The organism is Streptomyces sp. NPDC021212, assembly GCF_044332925.1.
Lineage (GTDB): Bacteria > Actinomycetota > Actinomycetes > Streptomycetales > Streptomycetaceae > Streptomyces.
This window is the reverse complement of sequence record NZ_JBIRPZ010000016.1, coordinates 115,787-137,877: the sequence shown is the minus strand read 5'-3', so window position 1 is coordinate 137,877 and position 22,091 is coordinate 115,787. Positions and strand designations below refer to the sequence as shown.

Here is a 22,091-nt window from a genome sequence, read left to right as displayed (position 1 = left end):
AGGGTCACAAACGGTCGATCTCGGTGAGGTCGATGTCGATGTCGAAGGGGACGGTGAGCTTGAGCTGGTTGTGGTGGAGGCCGGTATGCCGGTATGTGCGCGTTTCGGTGTCGAGTTCGAAGACATGGACCACGGGGCTTGCGTCCGTGCTCGTCATCTCGACGCGCCAGAAGTGCGGGATACCCGCGTTGGCGTACTTGTGCGGCTTGGTGTCGTGGTCGCGGGCCTCGGACTCGGGGGAGACGACCTCGACGGCGAGGATCACATCGCCGACCTCGTAATAGGTCTGTTCACGACTCCGCACGGCCTCGGCGCGCACGATCGTGATGTCCGGCTCCGGACCGTTGCGCTTGTCGATCACCACGGTCATCTCCCGCCGCACCCTGAGCTCGGGGGGCACGGTTCGGCGCAGCCCGCTGGCCAGCAGATCAATCACCACGCTGTGAAGATCGCGCTGCGGACTCACGAAAACCAGACTCCCGTCGATCATCTCGGTGTGTGGCGGGAGGTCGGGCAGCGTCAGCAGGTCGTCCACGGTGTAGCCATCCGTCGGCGGCATCGGCCACGAGGTGGTGTGCAGCGGCTCAGCGGTCATGGTTCCTCCCATGGACGGGATTCTTGGCCGTAGGGCCAGCGTACCGAGCACGAACGCCGCTGCCGCCACCCAAACGAATGAGCGACGGCAGCGGCGTTTGGCGATCAGATGAAGATCATTCCCATTCGATCGTGCCGGGCGGCTTGCTGGTGATGTCCAGGACCACCCGGTTGACCTCGTCCACCTCGTTGGTGATGCGGGTCGAGATCCGCGACAGCACGTCGTACGGGAGGCGCGACCAGTCGGCCGTCATCGCGTCCTCCGAGGAGACCGGGCGCAGCACGATGGGGTGGCCGTAGGTGCGGCCGTCGCCCTGGACGCCGACCGAGCGGACGTCGGCGAGCAGGACCACCGGGCACTGCCAGATGTCGCGGTCCAGGCCGGCGGCGGTCAGCTCCTCGCGGGCGATCGCGTCGGCCTCGCGGAGCAGGTCCAGGCGGTCCTTGGTGACCTCGCCGATGATGCGGATGCCGAGGCCCGGGCCCGGGAAGGGCTGGCGGTGGACGATGTCGTCGGGGAGGCCCAGCTCCTGGCCGACGTTCCGCACCTCGTCCTTGAAGAGCCGGCGCAGCGGCTCGACCAGCTGGAACTCGATGTCGTCGGGCAGCCCGCCCACGTTGTGGTGGGACTTGATGTTGGCGGTGCCGGTGCCGCCGCCGGACTCCACCACATCCGGGTAGAGGGTGCCCTGGACCAGGAACTCCACGGCCTCACCGGCCGCGCCCGCCTCGGCCACCAGCTCGGCCTGGGCCTGCTCGAAGACCCGGATGAACTCCCGGCCGATGATCTTCCGCTTCTCCTCGGGGTCGGACACCCCGGCGAGCGCGTCCAGGAAGCGCTGCTCGGCCTCGACGACCTTCAGCTGGACGCCGGTGGCGGCCACGAAGTCCTTCTCGACCTGCTCGGACTCGCCCTTGCGCATCAGCCCGTGGTCGACGTACACGCAGGTGAGCTGGTCACCGATGGCCTTCTGGACGAGGGCGGCGGCGACAGCGGAGTCCACGCCGCCGGACAGTCCGCAGATCGCGCGCTTGGTGCCGACCTGCTCGCGGATGGCCGCCACCGACTCCTCCACCACATTGGTGGTGGTCCAGGTCGGCTCCAGGCCCGCGCCCCGGTACAGGAAGTGCTCCAGGACCTGCTGGCCGTGGGTGGAGTGCATGACCTCGGGGTGGTGCTGTACGCCGTACAGCTTGCGCTCGTCGCATTCGAACGCCGCGACCGGCACCTGGCTGGTGGACGCGGTGACGGCGAAGCCCTCGGGCGCGGCCGAGCAGGCGTCGCCGTGCGACATCCACACCTGCTGGTGCTCGGGGGTGCCCGCGAAGAGCGTCGAGCCCGGCTTGCTCACGGTCAGGTCGGTACGGCCGTACTCGCGCGCCCCGGTGTTGTCGACGGTGCCGCCGAGCGTGACGGCCATCAGCTGGAAGCCGTAGCACATGCCGAAGACGGGGATCCCGGCCTCGAAGATCGCACGGTCGAGCCTGGGTGCTCCCTCGGCGTAGACCGACGACGGCCCACCGGAGAGGATGATCGCCTTCGGGTTCTTGGCGAGCATCTCCGCCACCGGCATGGTGGACGGGACGATCTCACTGAAGACCCGGGCCTCGCGGACTCGTCGGGCAATGAGCTGGGCATACTGCGCGCCGAAGTCGACGACCAGGACGGTGTCGGGGGCGGCAGCAGGGGACGCTGATGGCACTTCGGCGGCCTTCCGGCGGTGGAACTGGAGGGTTGGACTTTCGATTCTAACCAGCCCATAATCGACGCCATGTCCACGCGCATGACCTTCGTCTTTACCTATGGCACCGGCCCGTCCGGCTGCCATGGTCGTGCTGCTTGAACTACTGACAAGCGACTTCCCAGGCGCCCCGGGCCGGCCAAGGCCCGGGGCGCTGGTGCGTTTGTCTTCGGGTCTCGGCCGGTTCCGGTCCCGCCGATGGACAGAGACCTGGAGATACGGATATGAGCAGCACCACCTCTGATGTGACCGACACCGCTGATGTAACCGACACCGCCGCCGTGATCGGTTCCGCGCGCGAGCGGATCGACGCCCTCGACGGGCGGATCCTCGAACTCATCGGGGAACGGATGGCGGTCTCGGCCTCCATCCAGGAGGCGCGGATCGCGTCGGGCGGGCGGCGGGTGCACCTCTCCCGCGAGATGGAGATCCTCGACCGCTACCGCCAGACCCTCGGCAAGCCCGGTACGACCCTCGCCATGACGCTGCTGGAGCTGTGCCGCGGCCGGGCGTAATGCGCGTGATGCCGTGCGATGCCGCGTGATGCCCTTTCCATCACCCGTACGGCGCGTGACCGGGTTGTGAACGGGCTCGTTGATCCCGGTGCCGCGTCGGCGAGGTGACCGGTCGGCAGGGGACAGCAGCCCGGTCACCATCCACAGGGCGGTCGGTCCCGGGGACGCCTGGGACCGACCGTATCCAGTCGAAATGGTTGCGCCCGGAGCGCCGCATCCACCACGATGCAGTGAGGGAAAACACCCCGGGTCAGCACCCGTCATTGGTCCGACCACGGCCTGATCACGAGTCCGGCCGCGCGGGCGTACGCCCCTGACGCACCTTCCTCCTCTCGCTCCACCGATCCCCACCCCGAGCCCGCGGCGCAACCCCCCGGCGCCGCCCCTTCAGTACCGGCGCTGCCCTGACGCCGGTACTGACCGCCTAGGGCCCCGGGACGTCCGATCCGTTCGGACGTTCCGGGGCCCTACGCCTGTTCCGGGTCGTGACCCCTGAGGCTCCTGCGGATTCTGTGACCGTTCTGTGAGCAACTGTGAAGGCAACCTTTCGGCCACCGGGATGGTCATGTACGTGCAAACCGAACGCACGGCCATTCCGCGTCCCCACCGCGACGGCCTTCCAGAAGAGGTCTTCATGAAGATTCGCCGCACGCTGGTTGCCGCCGTAGCGACGGCCGCCCTGGCCCCGGCCGCGCTGCTCGCCGCGCCGTCCGCCTTCGCCGAGAGCGACCCGTCGCCCACCCCGACGGCCACCGTGCCGGGGGACGAGCAGTCGGAACCGCCGTCGGAGGAGCCGACCGACGAGCCCACGTCCGGGCCCACCAGTGGCCCCAGCGGTGAGCCCTCGGACGAGCCGACGGCCCAGCCCACGGACGAGCCCACCGATGAGCCCACGGCCGAGCCCACCGACGAGCCGACCGATGAGCCCACGGCCGAGCCCACCGACGAGCCGACCATCGGCCCCACGGACGAGCCCACCGACGAGCCGACCGACCCGACCTGCGAGGAGGAGTCCGACGAGGCCGCCGTCACCACCGAGCTGCGCGGGCTGCCCAGCAAGGTCGTGGCCGGTTCCGGCTGGGTGCCGTTCACCTTCCGCACCACCAACACCTCCGACAAGTCGATGAAGTCGGTGGACGCGTTCGTGACGATGAACGCCATCAGCAAGGACAAGCTGGAGAACGTCTCGAAGCTCCTCACCGTGCAGTCGTACGACGAGGACGCCGGGGCGTGGACGAACGTCAGCGGCGAGGAGGGCTACTTCGGCTCGATCGGCGAGCTGAAGCCCGGTGAGTACGCCGACGCCAAGCTGCGGCTGAAGGTCGACGCCAAGACCCCCGGCAGCTACGGCTTCGGCCTCGCGATCGGCGCGTACCACGACGAGGACGACGTCTGTGGCTACTCCGAGGTCATGGAGTACGACTTCGACGTCCTGGTCGCGGGCAGCAAGCCGGGGCCGGTCGACGACGCCGAGGGCAAGCCGGGCGACAAGGGCAACCGGCCCGCGCCGCAGGGTGGTGGCAAGGATCTGAGCGAGGTGCCGGTGTCCGGGAAGCTCGCCGAGACCGGGTCGTCCTCCGCGCTGCCGATGATCGGGCTCATCGGTGGCGTGGCGATGGCTGTCGGTGGCGGGGCCGTGTTCGTCGTGCGTCGGCGTCGCGTTTCGGCCTGACCTGTACCGCGTACGTAGGGCCACCCCGGTCGGGGTGGCCCTACGTACGCGACCACTGAACGGGGCCGTGGTGAAGCCGTGCCGGATGGCCGACGATGAGGACGATGGACCCATCGTTCGACCGCTCGTCCCTCGGCACCTTCCTGCGCACCCGGCGAGCGGCGCTGCAACCGGAGGACGTCGGGTTGCGCCGCGGGCAACGCCGACGCGCCCCGGGCCTGCGCCGCGAGGAGGTGGCGGAGCTGTGCGCCATGTCCGCCGACTACTCAGCCCGGCTGGAACGCGGCGACGGTCCGCGACCGCCGGAGCAGATGGTCGCGGCCATCGCCCGCGGTCTGCGGCACCGACCCGGCCGCCCGTGAGCGGTACCACCCCGAGGATCACGACGACACCAGTCGGACCGCAGTCGCTGCTCATATTCACCGCCACGCCGGGTACGGAGGGCCACGAGAAGCTGGCTCTGCTGTGCGTGCTGGGGACTGACCAGTTCACCGTCTACGTGGCGGAACGATTGCCCACAACCGTTAGGGCGGCGTAGGCCGTCCTTGGGACTGCGGGGGTATTCGGGGAGACCGGGGACAGCCTTGCGTAGGGCTCGCCCGGGGCTGGGCGGGGGTCTGGCTCGTTCTTGTTGGGCCACAGGGACATCGCCCGCTCCGCCTGGGCCGTGATGGTCAGGGACGGGTTGACGCCCAGGTTGGCCGAGACGGCGGCGCCGTCCACCACCGCGATCCCCGGGTGTCCGTACAGCCGGTGGTACGGGTCGATCACGCCCTCCTCCGGCGACGCCCCGATCGGGCAGCCGCCCAGGAAGTGGGCGGTCAGCGGGGTGCCCATCAGCTCACCGACGTTGCTGCCCGGGAAGCCGTTGATCGACTCGGCGACGTGGCGGGCCGCCGCAGCGCCCTCGGGAATGTGGTCCGGGTTGGGCGTGCCGTGGCCCTGGCGGGCGGTCAGCAGGCCCTTGCCCGGGCCCTTCGGCTTGCGGTACGTGGTCAGCGAGTTGTCGTGGGTCTGCATGACCAGGCCGATGATGGTGCGTTCGGACCAGCGCCGGTTGGACAGGGAGCGGGCGGCGAGCACCGGATGGCGGAGGTTGGCGGCGAGGAAGCGCAGCCAGCGCGGGCCACGGCCCTCCGGGATCTGGAGGATGGACATCATGCCCATCGCGTTGGAGCCCTTGCCGTAGCGGACGGGCTCGATGTGGGTGTTCTCGTCCGGGTGAACGGACGAGGTGATCGCGACGCCACGGCTGAAGTCGGGCCGCTCACCGCGCCGGGCGCGGTAGCGGCGGTCGGTGGTCTGGGCGCCGACCAGGGCCTCGGAGTTGGTGCGGGTGAGCATCCCGAGCCGGTCCGACAGCCGGGGCAGCAGGCCACGGTCGCGCATGGTGTGCAGCAGGGTCTGGGTGCCGTACGTACCGGCGGCGAGGACGACGTACCGCGCGCGCAGCGTCTTCGGCCTGCCCTTGCGGCGGTTCGCGGTCGGGACGGTGGCCACGTGGTAGCCGCCGTCCGGGTCGTCGCACAGGGCGACCACGGTTGTCATGGGGTGGACGACGGCACCGGCCCGCTCGGCGAGGTAGAGGTAGTTCTCGTTGAGGGTGTTCTTGGCGCCCCGGCGGCAGCCGGTCATGCACTCCCCGCACTGGGTGCACGCCCGGCGGGCCGGGCCCGCGCCGCCGAAGTACGGATCCGGGACCTCCTCCCCCGGCGCGGCCTTCGCCGACCCGTCGGAGTCCTCGCCGTCCCCGAAGAAGACGCCGACGGGCGCCATGTGGAACGTGTCGCCCACGCCCATCTTCTCGGCGGCCGCCTTGAGATGGACGTCGGAGGGGGTCATGGTCCGGTTGAGCCGGGCGCCGAGCATCCGCCGCGCCTGGTCGTAGTACGGCTTCAGCTCCTCCTGCCAGTCGGTGATGCGGCCCCACTGCGGGTCGCGGAAGAACGGCTCGGGCGGTACGTACAGCGTGTTGGCGTAGTTGAGCGAACCGCCCCCGACCCCGGCGCCCGCCAGCACCATCACCTTGCCGAGGAGATGGATGCGCTGGATGCCGAAGAGGCCGAGGGCCGGGGCCCAGAGGTAGTTGCGGAGGTCCCAGGAGTTCTTGGGCAGGGTCTCGGGTGTGAAGCGGCGGCCCGCCTCCAGGACGCCGACCCGGTAGCCCTTCTCGGTCAGCCGGAGGGCCGAGACGGCTCCTCCGAAGCCCGACCCGACGACGATGACGTCGTAGTCGTAGCCGTCGTCATCGGTGTCATAGGTGTCGTCGGCGTGCTTGTCCTCTGACACGGGTACCTCCCCGTCGATGCGTACCGGTCAGCGCAGCCGCAGGGCCTTCATCGCGCGCAGGCTGCGGCTCATGAAGTCCGCGTACTTCTCGTCCGTCAGGCCGAAGGACGGGCCGAGCGGCATCAGCCGCTGCTGGGCGACCGTCTGCGCCTCGGTGTACTTGAGGATGCCCTCCGAGCCGTGACGGCGGCCGAGGCCGGAGTCGCCCATGCCGCCCATCGGGGAGGCGACGCTGCCGTACGCGGCGGCGTACGCCTCGTTGACGTTGACGGTGCCCGCGCGCAGCCGGGCGGCGACCGCGCGTCCGCGCCGGGCGTCCTTGGACCAGACGCTGGCGTTGAGGCCGTACGGGGTGGCGTTGGCGCGCTCGATCGCCTCGTCCTCGTCGGCGTAGCGGTAGATGGACACCACCGGGCCGAAGGTCTCCTCGCTGCACACCGCCATCGGCGCCTCCACGCCGTCCAGGATCGTCGGCTCGTAGAAGTACGGGCCGATGTCCGGGCGGGGGCGGCCGCCCGCGACGACCGTGGCGCCCTTGGAGACGGCCTCCTCCACATGGCGGGTGACGGTCTCCAGCTGACGTTCGGAGACGAGGGAGCCCATCTCTGCGCCGTAGGCGAGGGCCGAGCCGAGCCGCATGGCCTTCGTACGGGCCGCGAACCGCTCGACGAAGTCGTCAGCGACCGACTCGTGGACATACAGCCGCTCGATGGAGATGCACAGCTGCCCGGCGGAGGCGAAGCACGCGCGGACCGCGCCCTCGGCCGCCCGGTCGAGGTCGGCGTCGCGCAGCACCAGCATGGCGTTCTTGCCGCCGAGTTCGAGCGAGCAGCCCACCAGGCGGGCGGCGGCGGCCTGGGCCACGCCGCGGCCGGTGCGGGTGGAGCCGGTGAACGAGACGTAGTCGGCGTGCTGGACCACGGCCGGGCCGACGACCGGTCCGTCCCCGACCACGATCTGCCACACCCGGGCAGGCATGCCCGCCTCCACCATCAGTTCACGCGCCCACAGGGCGGTCAGCACGGTTTCGGTGTCCGGCTTCATGACGACCGCGTTGCCCGCGACGAAGGCGGGTATCGCGTCCCCGACCGACAGCTCCAGCGGGTAGTTCCACGGCACGATCTGGCCGACGACGCCGCGCGGCTGGCGCAGTTCGGTGACCTTGGTGAGCGTCGGGACGACGCCCACATGGGACTTGGGCCGCAGATAGGAGTGCGCCTTGCGGCCGTAGTGGCGGGCGGCCAGGACGACGCCCTGGATCTCCTCATGGGCGTGCAGCCGGGTCTTGCCGGTCTCCAGCTGGATGAGGTCCAGGACCTCCGACTGGCGGCGCAGCAGCAGGTCGTGGAAGCGCAGGAAGATCGCGGCGCGGGTGCGCACGGGGGTCGCGGCCCAGGCCCGCTGGGCCGCGCGGGCCTGCTCGAAGGCGGTGGCGACGTCCTCGGGGGTGGACTCGGGCAGCCCGGAGGCCAGCACCTCCCCGGTGAACGGGGTGTGGTTGACGGTGCTCCCGCTGCCCACGATGCCGCGGGCGAGCCGGGCGACCAGCTCGGGGGTGACGACGTCGGCGGCGGCCCGGGTGCCCTTGGCGGCGACCGGGTTTCCGTCGGCGGGTGCCTCCGCCACGGGCGTTGCCTGGTCCTGTGCGCTGTCCTGCGAGTCGGTCATGGGGGCGAGCGTAGGCCCGGCCGGGAGGTTTGGGTACCCGGCGGTAACAATTTGTGGCCGTCGTTCAGATGCTCTCGATCTTCAGGTTCTTCACGACGTCCTCGTACAACGCGTCCCCGGTCGTCCGGGCGTCGCCCCGGGCGGGCATCGTCACGGTCAGCTGCCAGGCGATGTGATCGTCGCTGACGTAGAGGTGATCGCGGTTCAGATAGAGGATGCGGTTCTCGTCGCTGCTGGTGCCGGGCTTGTAGTAGGTGGTGTTCAGGTCCTTCGCGGGTTTGCCCTGCTGCCGCGTGTCCTCGGCCTTCCCGGTGCTCGCCCGGTCCATTGTCGAGAGGGCGCCGCTCTTGTAGAACGCGACGGTCCGCCCGGCCAGGCCCGCGGCGTTCGTGATCTTCCGCTCGGGTTCGGTCGGGTCGGCGAGCAGCTTGGTGAGGGTGATGGTGTAGACGCCGCTGGGGTCGCCGAAGGTGACGCTGGGCGCGCGCTCGTCGCTGTCGTCCTGAATCCGCTTGTACGCGCTCGGCACGGCCAGCGAGGCGGCCACCACATCGCGCTCCTCGCGGACCGTCCAGCCGGACGGCAGAGGGTCCTCGCTCGCGAACGGCTTGACGAAGACCAGCACGCACACGGACGCGATCAGCACGAGGGTCGCGCCCAGACCGAACTGCGCCGTGCGGTTCTTGTGCAGGATGGGCGGGACGAATCGGCTGCCGCCCTGCCCTGTCGGCCCGTCGCCGCCCCGCACCGCCGGGCCGCCGCCGTACCCGGCCGCCGGGGGCGCCGATGCCGCCGGGGCCGCCGGGGCCGCCGGGGGCGCCGTCGGAAGCTGCTGCGGCACCGGCCGTACGACCGACTCCAACGCCTCCCGCGTCTCGGCCTCCGATGGCCGCATGGCCGGATCCTTGAGCAGCAGTCGCATGGTGATGGAGCCGAGCGCGTCCGGAGCCCGCGCGGGCCGCTGCGGTTCGGCCGACAGCACGGCCTGGAGGGTCGCGGGGGTGTGCGAGCGGCGGAACGGGGACATGCCCTCGACCGCCGCGTACAGCACGACGCCCAGCGACCACAGGTCCGACGCCGGCCCCGGGCGCTGCCCCAGCACCCGCTCGGGCGAGATGAATTCGGGCGAGCCGACGAAGCTGCCGGTCTCGGTCAGCCCTTGCTCGCCCTCGACCTGCGCGATGCCGAAATCGGTGAGGACCACCCGGTCGTCGCCGCCGAGCAGGACGTTGTCCGGCTTGACGTCGCGGTGCAGCACGCCCGCCGCATGGGCCGCCGACAGCGCGCCCAGCACGGCCAGCCCGATCCGGGCCGCCTCGCGCGGATCGAGCGTGCCCTCGGCCAGCCGGTCGGCCAGCGAGTCCCCGCGCACCAGCTCCATCACGATCCAGGGGCGGCCGTCCTCGACCACCACGTCGTGCACGGTGACGACGGAGGGGTGGTCGATCCGGGCCGCGGCGCGCACCTCGCGCTCCATCCGCTGATAGACGGTCTGCCGCTCGCGGTCCGGCACATGCGCGGGAACGCGCGGCTCCTTGACCGCCACCTCGCGGTCCACGATCTGGTCGTGCGCCCTCCAGACGGTGCCCATGCCGCCGTGGCCGAGCCGCCCGAGGAGCCGGTAGCGGCCGCCGATGAGCCGCCCCGTATCCGCGCCGGGCTGATCCGGGCCGTGCTGATCCGGGCCTGGCCGCGCGCCGTGGGCGGCCGAGCGCGGGTCGCGCGGGTCGTGGAATGCGGCGGCGGGGCGCTGCGCGGAAGCCTGCGTGGGCTCGTACGCGCCGGGCCCCGCCTGGCGCGGCGGCGCGGGCGGCACCGCCTGTTGCGGCGGCCGCAGATCGTAGCTGCTGGGCTCGTTCGCCCGTCCCCCGTCGTTCGTCATGCGCAAATCATTACCCGGTCGGCCGTGAACACCGCCACCCGTGGGTTGGCTGCGGAGACGGCTCGTGACAAAGCCGTTGCGACCGGGTCAGCCCTTAGGGGGTGTCTCGCCGATCATGCCGGGCTCCCGCCTGATCGACAAGACACCCCCTACGCACCGGTCCGGGTGAACGTGGCGACGGCCGTATCGAAGTAACGTTTCCCCTCGGCCTTCTTCTCCACCGGGACGGAGAGCCACAGGTCGTACATCTTGCCGCCCTCGTTCCAGCTCAGGTCGAAGGTCTGCCGCGAGCCGCCGTCGTCGGCCGAACCGTCCCAGACGAACGCCCACAGCGCCGCCGGGTGCCCGTTGTGCGTGGTCCGGATGACCTGCCCGTTGCGGTACCCCTCGTAGTCGCCCGGCCCGTTGGCGTCCGCCTCCCGGCTCACCGCCAGCGGGCCCCTCGGGTCCGGCTCCTGGGGGTGGATGCCGATGCGGAACTCCAGGCCGGGCGAGTTGTAGTAGACCCGGGGCGACTTGTCCTGGCGGGCGAAGCCCTCCGGCACGGCGAGCGAGAACCCGGCCGGGTCGCGGACCCGCTCGTACCCCGCGGGCACCCCGCCCGGGTCGGGGGACGCGGATGCCGCCGGGCCCTTCGACGCCTTCGGGTCCGCGGATGCCTTCGGGGAGTCCGTACGGTCCGAGGCCCGCGCGGCCGGTTCCGCGTCGCCGCCCGCGCTCGCGTCCTTGTCCTTCTCCTTGCCGGTGTCCTTCTCCGCGACCTGGGACGCGCCGCGGTCGCCGGCCTTCGCGCCCTTGCCGCCGCCGTCCAGCAGCGCCATCGTGCCCGCGCCCAGCCCGGCGAGGGCGACGACCGCGGCGACGGCCATCAGCACCGTACGGCGCCCGGGGGCGCGGCGCCCCGCCGGAGCGGGGGTGGTCGAGGCGAGCGGGGTGGCCGCCGGGGACCCGAGCGCTGCGTTCGACTGCGTCGGGGTGCGCCGCACGGAGAGCCCCGAGGTGTCCCCCGAGCCCAGGTACGTGCGCAGCATCCGGGTCGCCTCGTCCGCTGTCAGCCGCTTCTCCGTATCGCGCCGCAACAGCCCCTCGATGAGCGGCCGCAGCGGCCCGGCGGCCTCCGGTACGTGGATCTCGTCGTAGACGACGGCGTGCAGCACCGCCGCCACGGACTCCCGGTGGAACGGTGTCGCGCCGCTCACCAGCGAGCACAACAGCACGCCGAGCGACCACAGATCCGACTCGGGCCCGGTACGGCGCCCCGACATCCGCTCCGGCGCCGTGTACTCCGGCGAGCCCACGAACGCACCGGTCTCGGTGAGCGTCGTCGCGCCGTCGACCTGGGCGATCCCGAAGTCCGTCAGCACGACCCGCCCGGTGCCCGCCTCGACCAGCACGTTCGCCGGTTTGATGTCCCGGTGCAGCACGCCGCGCGCGTGCGCCACCCGCAGCGCGTCCAGCAGCGCCGCCGCCACCCGGCCCGCCTCATGCGGGTGGAGCGGGCCCTGCGCGCCCAGCCGGTCGGCGAGCGAGGCGCCGTCGACCAGCTCCATGACGATCCACGGACGATGGTCGTCCTGCTCCACGACGTCGTGGAGGACGATCACGTTGGGGTGCTTGATCTGCGCGACCGTACGGGCCTCACGCAGGGCGCGCTCCCCGCGCAGCCGGTTGTCGGGCCCGGAGCCCTCGTCCACGTGGAGTTCCTTGACCGCGACATCGCGGCCGAGTAGTTCGTCGACGGCCCGCCAGACCGTGCCCATGCCACCGCGGCCGAGCCGTGAGACCAGCCGATAACGCCCGGCCAGCAGGCCGGTCATGCCCCCGTTGTCACCCATGGCCTCATCTTGCCGCACAGCGCGGCGGGCGCCTCCGGCGCCTTGTGCGATGAGCCGCGCGCCGGGGGAACGCGAGCGTGTGCGCTCGCCCTTGGGGGCGATTGAGCGGACAGGCCGCGTCGGGGATCGTAGAGCGTGCCGATGTTACAGGGGCGGACCGCGGCCGCCCCGCATCGACCGGACCGGACCACGTGAAGCCGCCCCGCGGCGGGGGTCCACGGGGCGGCGGTTGGTGGGGCGCGTCAGCTGGTGGCGGTGACCCTCCAGGTGCGGGAGTCGGTCAGCAGCTTGCGCAGCGCGGGGTTCTTCACCGCGCGGGTGGTGTCCGTTGCTCTGGCGGTGACGGTGTGGGGCTTGCCGTCGGACGGGACGCCGAGCGACGCGGGGGTGACGGACTTCTTGCCGCGGGCCGCGGCGACTTTGCGTCCGTCCACGTACCAGGTGAGCGAGGCGGACTTCGGCACGCTCACCTTGAGGCTCCGCGCCCGGGCGAGCGAGGCGCCGGTGCCGGTGCGGCTGCTCAGCACGCTGGCGTGGCGGTAGAAGCCCGCGATCACCGCCTCGCGCCCGGGCAGGCTGTACTTGCGGCCGAGCGTACGCATGATCGAGTTCTCGGTGGGGCGGTTGAGGCCCTCGGGGTAGTAGCGGCTGCCCTCGTACGCGCCGACCGTGCCGCCGTCCGGTGAGGTCTGCCCGATCCAGCGGTACCACTTCCGCTTCTCCGCGGTGAGCTGGGCGGCGCTCAGCTTGGTGGCGTTGGGCTCGGCGGGTTCGGCGCCGGTGTAGGTGCCGTTCGTGGCGTACACGTACTCGTCGGCGAGGCGGCCGACGGAGTGGCCGGTCTCATGGACGGCGATCTGGTCGGAGTCGGGGTGGTCGGAGGAGGCGGTGGCGATGCCGTCGTACCCGACGCCGGAGCTGATCGTGTAGCCCGCGCCGCCGTACTTGGTGGAGTTGGACAGCACGACCACCAGGTCGGCCTCCGGCGCCTTCGCCGCGTACGACTCGACCTTGCCGGTGTCGACGCACAGCAGCCGCTCGGTGCCGTCGCACCAGAAGTGGGAGTCGAGGGCGGTGTCCTTGACGACGCCCTGGGACGGGTCGCCGGAGACGCCGGACTGGTTGGAGACGGCGTCCACGGACCAGACGTTGAAGAGGTTCCGGTAGGCGGCGTACGGCTCGACCTCGGAGATCTGCGCCCATTTGGAGCGCACGTCGGCGTGGAAGTCGTCCTGCTGGGCGGCGGTGTAGCCGTCGCCGACGAAGACGACATCGACCTTGTCGGCCGGCGGGCCGTTCCCGATGACGGAGGTGACGTCGCCGTCGGCGGCGGTCTCGGCGGGCGACAGCGCGCGGTCGCCGCGGGTGAGCCGGGCGGGGGTGGCGGCCGGGACCTCGGTGTGCCGGGGGTGGGCGCCGGGGCCGGTGAAGTACTCCACCTCATGGACCTCTTGCGAGCGCTCGGACCGCGCGGCCCCCTCGGCCCGCTCGGCGGAGGGGGACGCGGACGCCGAAGGGGCGTCGGCCGCGGCGGCGCTCAGGGTCGCGGCGAACACCGCCGTCAGCGCCACACCTCCGGCGACGACAGCGGAGCGTAAGGGGGTGTGGCGGCCTCGCCCTGTCCCTCTGCGCACGGGGGCTCCCGACGTTTGCTCCGTAAGCGACCTGTTAAACACGATTAATTCGCGGCTCAACCTATGGCCAAAGGGAGGCCCGAGCAATGGGAACTAGGGAAATCGCTAAGGAAATCGACCATCGAGCCCTATATCCGGGCTCACACCCCGCGCCCTCGTGACGCTCCGTCACACGATCATGCCGCTTCGTCCCGGGCGAGCGCCAGCAGCCGGTCCATGACCCGGCGGCCGCCGGCCCGCACCCCGTCGTGCTCGAACTCGTCCGTCACCCAGGTGCGCAGCCCCCGGATCGCGCGGGCGGTGGCCAGCGCGTGCGCGGTGTCGACGTACAGGTCGTCGTGGTAGATCGCGGCGGCCACCGGGACAGTGTTGCGGGCGAGCCGTTCGGCGTCGTACAGCGGGCCCCAGCCGGTGCGTGTCGCGAGCAGTTCGGCGGTGCGGCGCAGCGGGCGGAGCGCGGCGTGGGTCTCCAGCATCCAGGGGTGGACGGTCTCCCCCGTCAGCAGGACGGGACGGTCCTCGGCGGCCGCACCTACGGCGTCGAAGCGCGGGAATTCGTCCCGTACGCGGTGCGCGGCCCAGGCGGTGGCGCGGCCGTCCTGGGCGTAGATGGATTCGTGCAGCAGCGTGAAGAGGGGGCTTCCGGCGCGGGAGAGGACCGCGGCGGCCTGCTCGGCGAACGCGTCGGCGAGCCGCGGTCCGGACGGCGTCTCCACGAAGGGGTCCTCCAGCAGGTAATGGAGGCGGTGCGAGCCGTCGCAGGAGCCGAGCAGGATGCCGAGCTGCTGGAACGCCTCCGGGGTCAGCCGGGTGCCGTCCGGCAGGACCTCGTCGTGCGCGGCGAGATGGCGGACGACGCGGCGGACGGTGTCGGCGTCGCCCGGGTAACGGTCGTAGTGGGCGAGGGTTTTGCGTTCCATGCGCGGATAGGCGGCCCGGTACACCTCGTCCGCGGAGGTGGCGAGTCCGGGCAGCCCGCCGGTGAGCAGCACCGTGTCGAGCCCTTCGGGCGCGTACGACAGGTAACTGACCGCGCAGAAGCCGCCGAAGCTCTGGCCGAGGACGGTCCAGGGGCGGCCGCCGGTCAGCCGGGGTCGGATCAGCTCGCAGTCGCGGACGATGGAGTCGGCGCGGAAGTGGGCCAGGTAGTCGGCCTGCTGCTCGGGGGTGCCGCGCAGCGGCAGGGTCTGGCGGGTGGCGGGCGTGGAGCGGCCGGTGCCGCGCTGGTCGAGGAGGAACACCCGGTATTCGTCGAGCGCGCGGTCGAGCCAGCCGGAGCGGCCCACCGGACGGTCGGCGCCGAAACCGGGGCCGCCCTGGAGGTAGAGCAGCCACGGCAGCCGCTCGCGCTCGGCGTCCGAGGTGCCCGCGGCAACCACCTCTCGGCCATAAAGCCGGATCCGTTCGCCTCCGGGAGCCTTATGGTCAAGCGGTACGTCGAAATGGTGGTCGGTGAGGAACACCCCCGGCTGACGGACGGTCGCCGTGGCGCCCGGCCCGGCCGGTGCTGTATCCATCGCCTGCTGCATGTTGTCAATCCTCACGTAAATGGACTTAGCTCGGCGATTAAGTTACCGCCGGGGAGAAGAGGGCACGGTGGCCGAAAAGAGCGCCGGAGACGGTCGGGCGGCGGGGGCGGGGGGTACGGCGGAGATCGGGCGCCGGGTGCTCAGGCTGCGCACGGAACGCGGATTCACCCAGCGGCAGCTGGCCGAACCGGCCTACACCGCGGCGTACGTCTCCACTCTGGAATCCGGCAAGGTTCGCCCCTCCGAGGTCGCCCTGCGCCACCTCGCCGAGCGTCTCGGCGTCACCTACGAGGAGCTGGCCACCGGCCGTTCGCCGCAGGACGCCACCCGGCTGCGCGCCGGGCTCACCGACGCCCGGCGGACGCTGGCCACCGGCGACACCGAGGACGCGGCCGCCCGCTTCGCGGCACTGGGCACCGAGGCCGACCGGCTCGGCTTCGCCGACGAGCGGGCCGCGGCGCTGCTGGGGCTCGGCGACTGCGCCCTGGAGACCGGCGAACTGACCACCGCCCGCGACCACTTCGAGGCCGCCGAGAAGCTGCTCGCCGACGAGCCGCTGACGCGTCGCGTCCCCGCGATCCGCGGCCGCGCCGTGGCCCATCTGCTCGCGGGCGAACTGCGCTACTCCTGCTATCTGCTGGAGAGCGCCATCGACGAGCTGAACGCCTCCGGGCTGCACGACCCGAACGCCCTGCTGCTGCTCTACACCGCCTCGATCGCCCCGTACATGGACATGGGAGCGCACGGCCGCGCGGTGCGCGCCGCCGAACTCTCGCTCGCGCTGGCACCCAGCGTGGACAACACGGAACTGGTCGCCCAGATGCACCGCGGAGTGGCCCGCACCCTGATAGCGGAGGGCCGCACCGCGGAGGCCGACGCCTCGCTGGCCAAGGCGCAGGAGCTGTACGAACGGCTGCGGCTGCGCACCGACCTGGCGCACTGCCACTGGATGCGCGGCTACGTCCACGCGCAGGACGGCGACCTGGAGCGCGCGGAGAGCGAACTGCGCATCGCCCGCGACATGCTGGCGTCCAAGCGTGCCGCGCTCTTCACGGTGCAGGTGGAGGTGGAGCTGGCGGACGTGCTGCGGCGACGCGGCCGCACCGCCGCAGCGGAAGCGCTGCTGCGGCCCCTGCTGGCCGCACGCCCCGGCGGCCCCGGGGACGGCGGGGACTCCGGGGACGGGGGGGACTCTCAGAATTGCGAGGCCGCCGCGGTCTCCGGGCACGGGCAGGAGGCGGTCGAACTCACCGCGGAGCGCGGCGCCGTGCACGCGGGCGGCGCACACCGGCTGCTCGGGCTGATAGCCGACGAGCGCGGCGACGCGGAGGGTGCGGAGGAGCACTACTGCGCGGCGCTGTCGCTGCTGGAACGCACCGGCGCCGCCGGTGACCTGGCCGACCTGTGCCGGCTGCTGGGCGATCTGCTGCGGCGCGAAGGGCGGTTGGAGGCCGCGATGGACGCGTACCGCACGGGCCTGGGGCACCGGGCCGCGCCGGGCACCACCACGCTGGGTCCGGCACCGGCCGAACCGCCGATCGAGGGCGCGCACTGACATCTACTGGCCATGGACGAAGGACGGTTGGTGCGCCCGCCGGGCCGGGGCCGCTCGGGGTTGGTCAGGCCCCGACGGGCCGGTCCTCCCCCAGCGAGGGCCGGTCGGCACGGCACGGCGGGCGGGTCAAAGGGTGAACAGGCCGCCGCGTGTGGGGGTCGCGGCGGCCTGTCGAGCGCCGTAACGCCCCGCTTGCAGCCCCACACCGCGGCCATTTTCGGCCACGGCGGTCACGGCGCGCCGAGAGGCCGTAGGACGCGCTGCTGGGGCGGGGGGTCGGGTATACCCCGCGGAGTGGTGCGGCATGTGATCCACTCTGCCCGGCCGCGGGGCGCGCGGACATCCGTCCCTGGTCTTCCCTCGCCCCCCGCCGATCGGAGGGGTGATCCCCCCAACAGGGCGGAGGAGAGCACTCCATCTTGGTGGTCCGATGCGGCAGGCTGTGCGGACAATGCGCATGACAGCTGACGGAGGGAGCGGCCGGTGATCCGTGTTGCGGTGGTCGACGACGAGGCGCTCGTACGATCCGGCCTGCGGCTGATCCTGGGCACGGCCCCGGACATCGACGTGGTCGCCGACTGTTCCGGCGGAACGGCGGTCGAGACCGTGCTCGGCAGCGAGGCCGACGTGGTCCTCCTCGACATCCGCATGCCCGACGCCGACGGGCTCACCGTACTCGGGCAGTTGCGGGCCGCGCCCCGCTCCCCCACGGTCGCCATGCTGACCACCTTCGACGCCCAGGAGTACCTGACCGCCGCGCTGCGCGCCGGGGCGGCCGGTTTCCTCCTCAAGGACACCGATCCGGAACAGCTCGTCCGCGCGGTACGCACCTTCGCCCAGGGCGGCAGCGTCCTCGACCCCGGCGTCACCGGGGCCGTCATCGGCGGCTATCTCGCCGCCGAGGCCGAGGCGACCGCCGCCACCGCCGTCGACGCCCTCACCCCGCGCGAACGCGAGGTGCTCGCGCTGCTGGGCGAGGGGCTGGCCAACCCGCAGATCGCCGAACGGATGGGGCTCGCGCCCAGCACCGTCAAGGACCATGTGCGGGCGGTGCTCGGCAAGCTGGGCGGGCTCAACCGGGTGCAGGCCGCCATCGTCGCCGACCGGGCCGGGCTGATCACCAGCCGCCCGGGGGCGGGCGGGCCGCGGTGACAACGCCGTCGCTGCCTCCGTCGCCTCCGTCATCGCCGTCGTGGCGGCGCAGGCTGCCGGGGTGGGTGCCGCGTTGGTGGCCACGGTGGGGGCCGCTGCTGGTCCCCGTCGTGTTCGCCGTGGCCGACGCGCTGCTCGTCAACGGCGTCACCCTCGGCTTGGAGCTGGACGTCTCCCTGGTCGCGGCGGCCGCCCTGCTGCTGCGCCGCCGCTTCCCGGCGCCGGTGTTCCTGGCCACCCTGCCCGGCATCCTCATCGGCTACATCTGGTTCGCGCCGATGATCGCCCTCTACACGGTGGCCGAACGCCGCCCCGGCCCACGGCTGCTCGGCGTCTCGGCGCTGCTGCTGGCCGCCGCGCACTTCATCCCGTGGCCGGTTTCCGACTTCGAGCCGACCGCGTACCGGGAGAACGCGCTGACGCTGATCGACGCGTGCATCACCTCCGTCGGGCCCATCGCGCTGGGCCTGCTGGTGCGCACCCGGGGGGAACTCGCCGCCCGGCTGGCCGACCTGACCCGCAGCCGCCGCCATGCCGACGAGCTGATCGCCGAGCGGGTGCTGAGCACCGAACGCGCGCGGCTCGCCCGCGAGATGCACGATGTCGTCGCCCATCAGGTCAGCCTGATCAGCCTCCAGGCCGGGGCGGTGCAGATCAGCGCGGAGGACAAGCAGGCGCGGGAGGGGGCGCGGACGATCCGCGAGCTGTCCGTACGGACGCTGGAGGAGCTGCGCCACATGGTCGGCATCCTGCGGGCGGCGGGCGGCGACCTGGAACAGCTCACCCCGCAGCCCCGGCTGGCGGACCTGCCGCGGCTGATCGAGCTGAGCGCGCTGGACGTGGCGTACGAGGAGGCCGAGGACGCACGGGTGGCGGGCCGGCCGGAGGCGGTGGAGCGGGCCGCGTTCCGCATCGTGCAGGAGGCGTTGACCAATGTGCGCAAGCACGCACCGGGGGCGCGGGTGACCGTACGGGTCACGGAGGCGGCCGTACAGGGGCGGGGGCTGCGGGTGGAGGTACGGAACGGGCCGCCGGACGCCTCCGCGGTGGCGCCGGGACTGCCGGGCGGCGGCCACGGGCTGGTGGGGCTGCGCGAGCGGGCGGTGCTGCTGGGCGGCACGCTCACGGCGGAGCCGACGGAGGAGGGGGGCTTCGTGGTGCTGGCGGACTTCCCGAAGGTCCCGCCACGGCCGTAGGTCGGCAGAATCCAGCCCGGCCGGCGCTTGAGGCCACGCCCGAAGGGCGTCCCGGGGCCCGGGGCTTGCCCCCCCCACGCGGCGGAGCCGCATGCTGCGGGAAGGGGCGGGGTGGGGAACAGACCCCCGCGTAAGGCAGGAGGGCTCGAAGGGCGGGAACTCCTAGGCGGAGAGGGAGTCGGCTGCGCCCTGCTCGTCGTCGTCCGGATCCGTCGCCGCCATCAGATGGGGATAGACGTCGAACAGGCGGCGGACGCCCAAGGCCGCGAGGACGCGGTGCACATGGGAGCCATGGGCGGCGTCCTGTGGCGGGAGGATCAGCCGGAGCCGGCCCGAGCACGACCGCATCAGCCGCCGCGCGGCGATCAGGACGCCGACACCGCTGGAGTCGCAGAAGCGGACCTCGGAGAGGTCGAGCACCAGTGAATGGCGGCCCTCGGCGACCGCGTCGTGGACGTGCTGCCGGACTGCGGGCGAGGTCACGAGGTCCATCTCGCCGGAGACCTGCAGGACGACCCACTCCCCCCGTCCGTCCTCCATCACCTTCAACGTCACGCGCTCGAAGCCCTTCGCTCGCAGCTAACCGGAATTCGCTGTTCCAGGGCGGCTGCCCGCCCGGCACCGCATAAAACTCCCCCCGTCCCGAAGCAGTAGGCACGACCCTAAGCCCCGCCGAAGCGTTTCGTCGCGCCGGTCCTGCACACCGTGACCGACCCAATACCATCCGCAGCCTCGTTGCGCCGCACTTTGCCGCATGGAGGCGCGTTGTGTCAGCCCCCGGCACTACATTCGATATGAAGGTGGGCATAGTGCCAGGAGACCCGGCCGACGAACAGGGATGGGGGCCGCATGGCGAACGACGCACCGCCCCGCTGGGACCGCAGAATGCAGCAGCGGCTGGCGCGCGGCGAAGCCGCCGCGCTCGGCGAGCTGTACGACCGCTTCGCCTCCCTCGTCCACCATCTCGCCCATCGCGTCCTGGAGGACGAGGACGCGGCCGACCGCATCACCCGCGAAGTCTTCGCCTACGTCTGGGAGAACCCGGACGCGTACGACCCCAAGCAGGGCTCCGTGCGCTCCTGGATCGCCACGCTCGCCCACCGCCAGGCGGTGCACCGGCTCCGGTCGCAGACCGCCGAGGACGGCGAGGGCGGCGATGACGTCGCCGTCGAGGAGCGCATACGCGACGCCTCCGTCGCGGCCCGCGCCGACTACATCGTCACCTCCATGCCCGCCCCGCTGCGCGCCGCCCTGGAACTGGCCTACTTCGACCGCCGCGACTACCGCCAGGCCGCCGCCGCCCTGGGAGTGACCGAGGACGAGGCCAGGCGCCGCCTGCGGCTCGGGCTTCAGCTGCTGTCCACGGCCTACGTCCCACCGCCGCGCACCATGGCACCTCCCGGCTACGGACGGGCGCTGTGAGCGGCGCGGGCGGGCCGGAGCGGTACGAACCCGGCGACGGATTCGGCGACGACAGAGACGGCCCCGGCGACATATCGGGCATTCCGCCCGAACTGGCCGGGCCGCCCCGCATCCCGCCCCCGCGATACGCCCCCGAGGACACCAGCGGCTGGCCGGGCCCCCTGCCGCTGGTGCCGGAGCCGGAGAACCCGGAAGAGCCGGACCCCCCGGAAGAACCGATAACCCCGCAATCACCGCATAGCGCACAGGAACCGCACAGCACGCAAACCAACACACAACCGCCCTCGCACGACGTCCTGCGGTCGCTCCTCGGCGCCTGGGCGCTCACCGCCTGCGCCCCTGACGAGACCGCCGCCGTCGAAGCCCACCTCAACCACTGCACCTCATGCGCCGAGGAGGCGCTGCGGCTGCGCGAGGCCGTGGGGCTGCTGCACGCCGAACACAGCCTCGACCTCGACCCGCTGCTCCGCTCCCGGGTGCTGGCCGGCTGCCTCGGCCGCCGCCCCGCCCGGATACCGGTGCCCGGCTGGGCCGCCGCCTACGACGCGGAGGCCGCCCGGCTGGACGCGCTGCTGCGGGACATGGGCGAGGCCGAATGGCGCGCCCCGGTGCGGCTCAAGTGGTTCGACGGGCAGCGGCTCACGAGCCGGGACACCACCGTCGCCGGGGTGATCGGGCACCTGATGGTGGTGGACGGCGTCGTCGCCGCCTCCCTCGGGCTCTCCGACCCGCTCGGCGACCACGCCCCCGGCTCGCTCTCGGCCCGTACGGAGGCGTACTGGGACGCGGAGCCCGACGCCGAGGGTGGGACCGGTCCGTCCACCCTGCTGCGGGAGTTGTGGCGCGAGCAGGGGCACGCGCTGGTCCGTACGGTGTCGTTCGCCGGGCGCGGGGCCTCGGATCTCTCCGTCCCGTTCGGGGACTTCACGCTGCCGGTCCGCGACGCTTTCCTGGACCGCGCCTTCGAGTGCTGGGTGCACGCCGGGGACATCGCCGAGGCCGTCGACTACCCGTATGAACTCCCCGCCTCCGCCCACCTCAAGGCGATGATCGACCTGTGCGCCCGGCTGCTGCCCGACGCGCTGGCCGAGCGGCGCCGGGCCGGGCTCGCCGCCCCGCCGCGCCGCCTGGTCGAGGCGGGCGCCCCGGGCCGTACGCTCCATCTGGAGGTCGAGGGCACCGGCGGCGGCAACTGGTACATCCCGCTGGACTCACCGGCCGCCGTGGGCACGGCGGAGGAGGCGGTGGCCCACATCGCGCTGGACCCGGAGGCGTTCTACCAGCTCGCGGCCGGGCATGTGCCGCCGCAGGAGGCGGCGGTGGGGCAGCTGGGGGACGTGGAGGCGATCCGCGACGTGCTGTTCGCGACGGCCTCGCTGTCCCGGTTGTAGGCCCCGGCACCCCCG

At 72.4% G+C, this 22,091-nt stretch carries 16 protein-coding genes and 1 pseudogene; 8 read left to right on the top strand and 9 right to left on the bottom strand.

Annotated features, from left to right (window positions below):
- Positions 1-4 precede the first annotated feature (4 nt).
- On the bottom strand, positions 5-595 hold the full coding sequence (locus tag ACH4SI_RS34870; RefSeq protein WP_398302934.1) for a Uma2 family endonuclease: 591 nt from the start codon (positions 593-595) through the stop codon (positions 5-7).
- 115 nt (positions 596-710) lie between these two features.
- Positions 711-2,297 (bottom strand): glutamine-hydrolyzing GMP synthase, encoded by a 1,587-nt coding sequence (gene guaA, locus ACH4SI_RS34865; protein ID WP_398302932.1) that lies wholly within the window; start codon positions 2,295-2,297, stop codon positions 711-713.
- Between the two features lie 263 nt (positions 2,298-2,560).
- On the opposite strand from guaA, the gene ACH4SI_RS34860 reads away from it, so the two are divergent.
- The 3 genes and pseudogenes from ACH4SI_RS34860 to ACH4SI_RS34850 all read left to right on the top strand — a co-directional run.
- On the top strand, positions 2,561-2,851 hold the full coding sequence (locus ACH4SI_RS34860; protein WP_398302930.1) for a chorismate mutase: 291 nt from the start codon (positions 2,561-2,563) through the stop codon (positions 2,849-2,851).
- Between the two features lie 634 nt (positions 2,852-3,485).
- Positions 3,486-4,523, top strand: a complete 1,038-nt coding sequence (locus ACH4SI_RS34855; RefSeq protein ID WP_398302928.1) for an LAETG motif-containing sortase-dependent surface protein — start codon at positions 3,486-3,488, stop codon at positions 4,521-4,523.
- Positions 4,524-4,627: 104 nt separating this feature from the next.
- A pseudogene (locus ACH4SI_RS34850) lies at positions 4,628-4,861 on the top strand (helix-turn-helix domain-containing protein); the annotation flags it as partial.
- 157 nt (positions 4,862-5,018) lie between these two features.
- Here the strand turns inward: ACH4SI_RS34850 and ACH4SI_RS34845 are convergent.
- The 6 genes from ACH4SI_RS34845 to ACH4SI_RS34820 form a co-directional block, all read right to left on the bottom strand.
- Complete coding sequence (locus ACH4SI_RS34845; RefSeq protein WP_398302926.1) at positions 5,019-6,812, bottom strand: GMC oxidoreductase; 1,794 nt, start codon at positions 6,810-6,812, stop codon at positions 5,019-5,021.
- Positions 6,813-6,839: 27 nt separating this feature from the next.
- A complete protein-coding gene (locus ACH4SI_RS34840) occupies positions 6,840-8,480 on the bottom strand; it encodes a succinic semialdehyde dehydrogenase (protein ID WP_398302924.1) in 1,641 nt (546 codons plus the stop codon).
- A 64-nt stretch (positions 8,481-8,544) separates the two neighbouring features.
- Positions 8,545-10,362, bottom strand: coding sequence for a serine/threonine-protein kinase (locus tag ACH4SI_RS34835; RefSeq protein ID WP_398302922.1), 1,818 nt, complete (start codon positions 10,360-10,362; stop codon positions 8,545-8,547).
- Between the two features lie 149 nt (positions 10,363-10,511).
- On the bottom strand, positions 10,512-12,197 hold the full coding sequence (locus ACH4SI_RS34830) for a serine/threonine-protein kinase (protein WP_398302920.1): 1,686 nt from the start codon (positions 12,195-12,197) through the stop codon (positions 10,512-10,514).
- A 242-nt stretch (positions 12,198-12,439) separates the two neighbouring features.
- Positions 12,440-13,831 carry a M64 family metallopeptidase gene (locus tag ACH4SI_RS34825; protein WP_398302918.1) on the bottom strand — a complete coding sequence of 464 codons (1,392 nt, stop codon included), beginning with the start codon at positions 13,829-13,831 and terminating at the stop codon, positions 12,440-12,442.
- Positions 13,832-14,007: 176 nt separating this feature from the next.
- Positions 14,008-15,360, bottom strand: a complete 1,353-nt coding sequence (locus ACH4SI_RS34820) for an alpha/beta fold hydrolase (RefSeq protein ID WP_398302916.1) — start codon at positions 15,358-15,360, stop codon at positions 14,008-14,010.
- Between the two features lie 19 nt (positions 15,361-15,379).
- Between ACH4SI_RS34820 and ACH4SI_RS34815 the strand changes: the two genes are divergently transcribed.
- The 3 genes from ACH4SI_RS34815 (at position 15,380) to ACH4SI_RS34805 (ending at position 19,263) form a co-directional block, all read left to right on the top strand.
- Entirely contained in the window at positions 15,380-16,915 is a 1,536-nt protein-coding gene (locus tag ACH4SI_RS34815) for a tetratricopeptide repeat protein (RefSeq protein WP_398302914.1), read from the top strand.
- A 483-nt stretch (positions 16,916-17,398) separates the two neighbouring features.
- A complete protein-coding gene (locus tag ACH4SI_RS34810) occupies positions 17,399-18,067 on the top strand; it encodes a response regulator (RefSeq protein WP_398302912.1) in 669 nt (222 codons plus the stop codon).
- A gap of 65 nt (positions 18,068-18,132) precedes the next feature.
- Positions 18,133-19,263 carry a sensor histidine kinase gene (locus tag ACH4SI_RS34805; protein WP_398302910.1) on the top strand — a complete coding sequence of 377 codons (1,131 nt, stop codon included), beginning with the start codon at positions 18,133-18,135 and terminating at the stop codon, positions 19,261-19,263.
- Between the two features lie 162 nt (positions 19,264-19,425).
- On the opposite strand, the gene ACH4SI_RS34800 is transcribed toward ACH4SI_RS34805, so the two are convergent.
- The gene (locus ACH4SI_RS34800; protein ID WP_398302908.1) at positions 19,426-19,803 is read right to left on the bottom strand and encodes an STAS domain-containing protein; all 378 of its coding nucleotides are present in this window, start codon (positions 19,801-19,803) and stop codon (positions 19,426-19,428) included.
- 309 nt (positions 19,804-20,112) lie between these two features.
- Here ACH4SI_RS34800 and ACH4SI_RS34795 point away from each other — a divergent pair, with 309 nt between their 5' ends.
- Positions 20,113-20,685: a sigma-70 family RNA polymerase sigma factor gene (locus ACH4SI_RS34795; RefSeq protein ID WP_398302906.1), complete on the top strand. Its 573-nt coding sequence runs from the start codon at positions 20,113-20,115 to the stop codon at positions 20,683-20,685.
- Entirely contained in the window at positions 20,682-22,076 is a 1,395-nt protein-coding gene (locus ACH4SI_RS34790) for a maleylpyruvate isomerase N-terminal domain-containing protein (RefSeq protein WP_398302904.1), read from the top strand. The genes ACH4SI_RS34795 and ACH4SI_RS34790 overlap by 4 nt, the downstream gene beginning before the upstream one ends.
- Positions 22,077-22,091: the final 15 nt, after the last annotated feature.

Excerpts from the sequence above, each read along its gene's own strand:
- ACH4SI_RS34870 (WP_398302934.1), bottom strand. The coding sequence starts at position 595 with ATGACCGCTGAGCCGCTGCACACCACCTCGTGGCCGATGCCGCCGACG.
- ACH4SI_RS34860 (WP_398302930.1), top strand. The coding sequence starts at position 2,561 with ATGAGCAGCACCACCTCTGATGTGACCGACACCGCTGATGTAACCGAC.
- ACH4SI_RS34855 (WP_398302928.1), top strand. The coding sequence starts at position 3,486 with ATGAAGATTCGCCGCACGCTGGTTGCCGCCGTAGCGACGGCCGCCCTG.
- ACH4SI_RS34840 (WP_398302924.1), bottom strand. The coding sequence starts at position 8,480 with ATGACCGACTCGCAGGACAGCGCACAGGACCAGGCAACGCCCGTGGCG.
- ACH4SI_RS34835 (WP_398302922.1), bottom strand. The coding sequence starts at position 10,362 with ATGACGAACGACGGGGGACGGGCGAACGAGCCCAGCAGCTACGATCTG.
- ACH4SI_RS34830 (WP_398302920.1), bottom strand. The coding sequence starts at position 12,197 with ATGGGTGACAACGGGGGCATGACCGGCCTGCTGGCCGGGCGTTATCGG.
- ACH4SI_RS34820 (WP_398302916.1), bottom strand. The coding sequence starts at position 15,360 with ATGCAGCAGGCGATGGATACAGCACCGGCCGGGCCGGGCGCCACGGCG.
- ACH4SI_RS34815 (WP_398302914.1), top strand. The coding sequence starts at position 15,380 with ATGGACTTAGCTCGGCGATTAAGTTACCGCCGGGGAGAAGAGGGCACG.
- ACH4SI_RS34800 (WP_398302908.1), bottom strand. The coding sequence starts at position 19,803 with ATGGAGGACGGACGGGGGGAGTGGGTCGTCCTGCAGGTCTCCGGCGAG.
- ACH4SI_RS34795 (WP_398302906.1), top strand. The coding sequence starts at position 20,113 with ATGGCGAACGACGCACCGCCCCGCTGGGACCGCAGAATGCAGCAGCGG.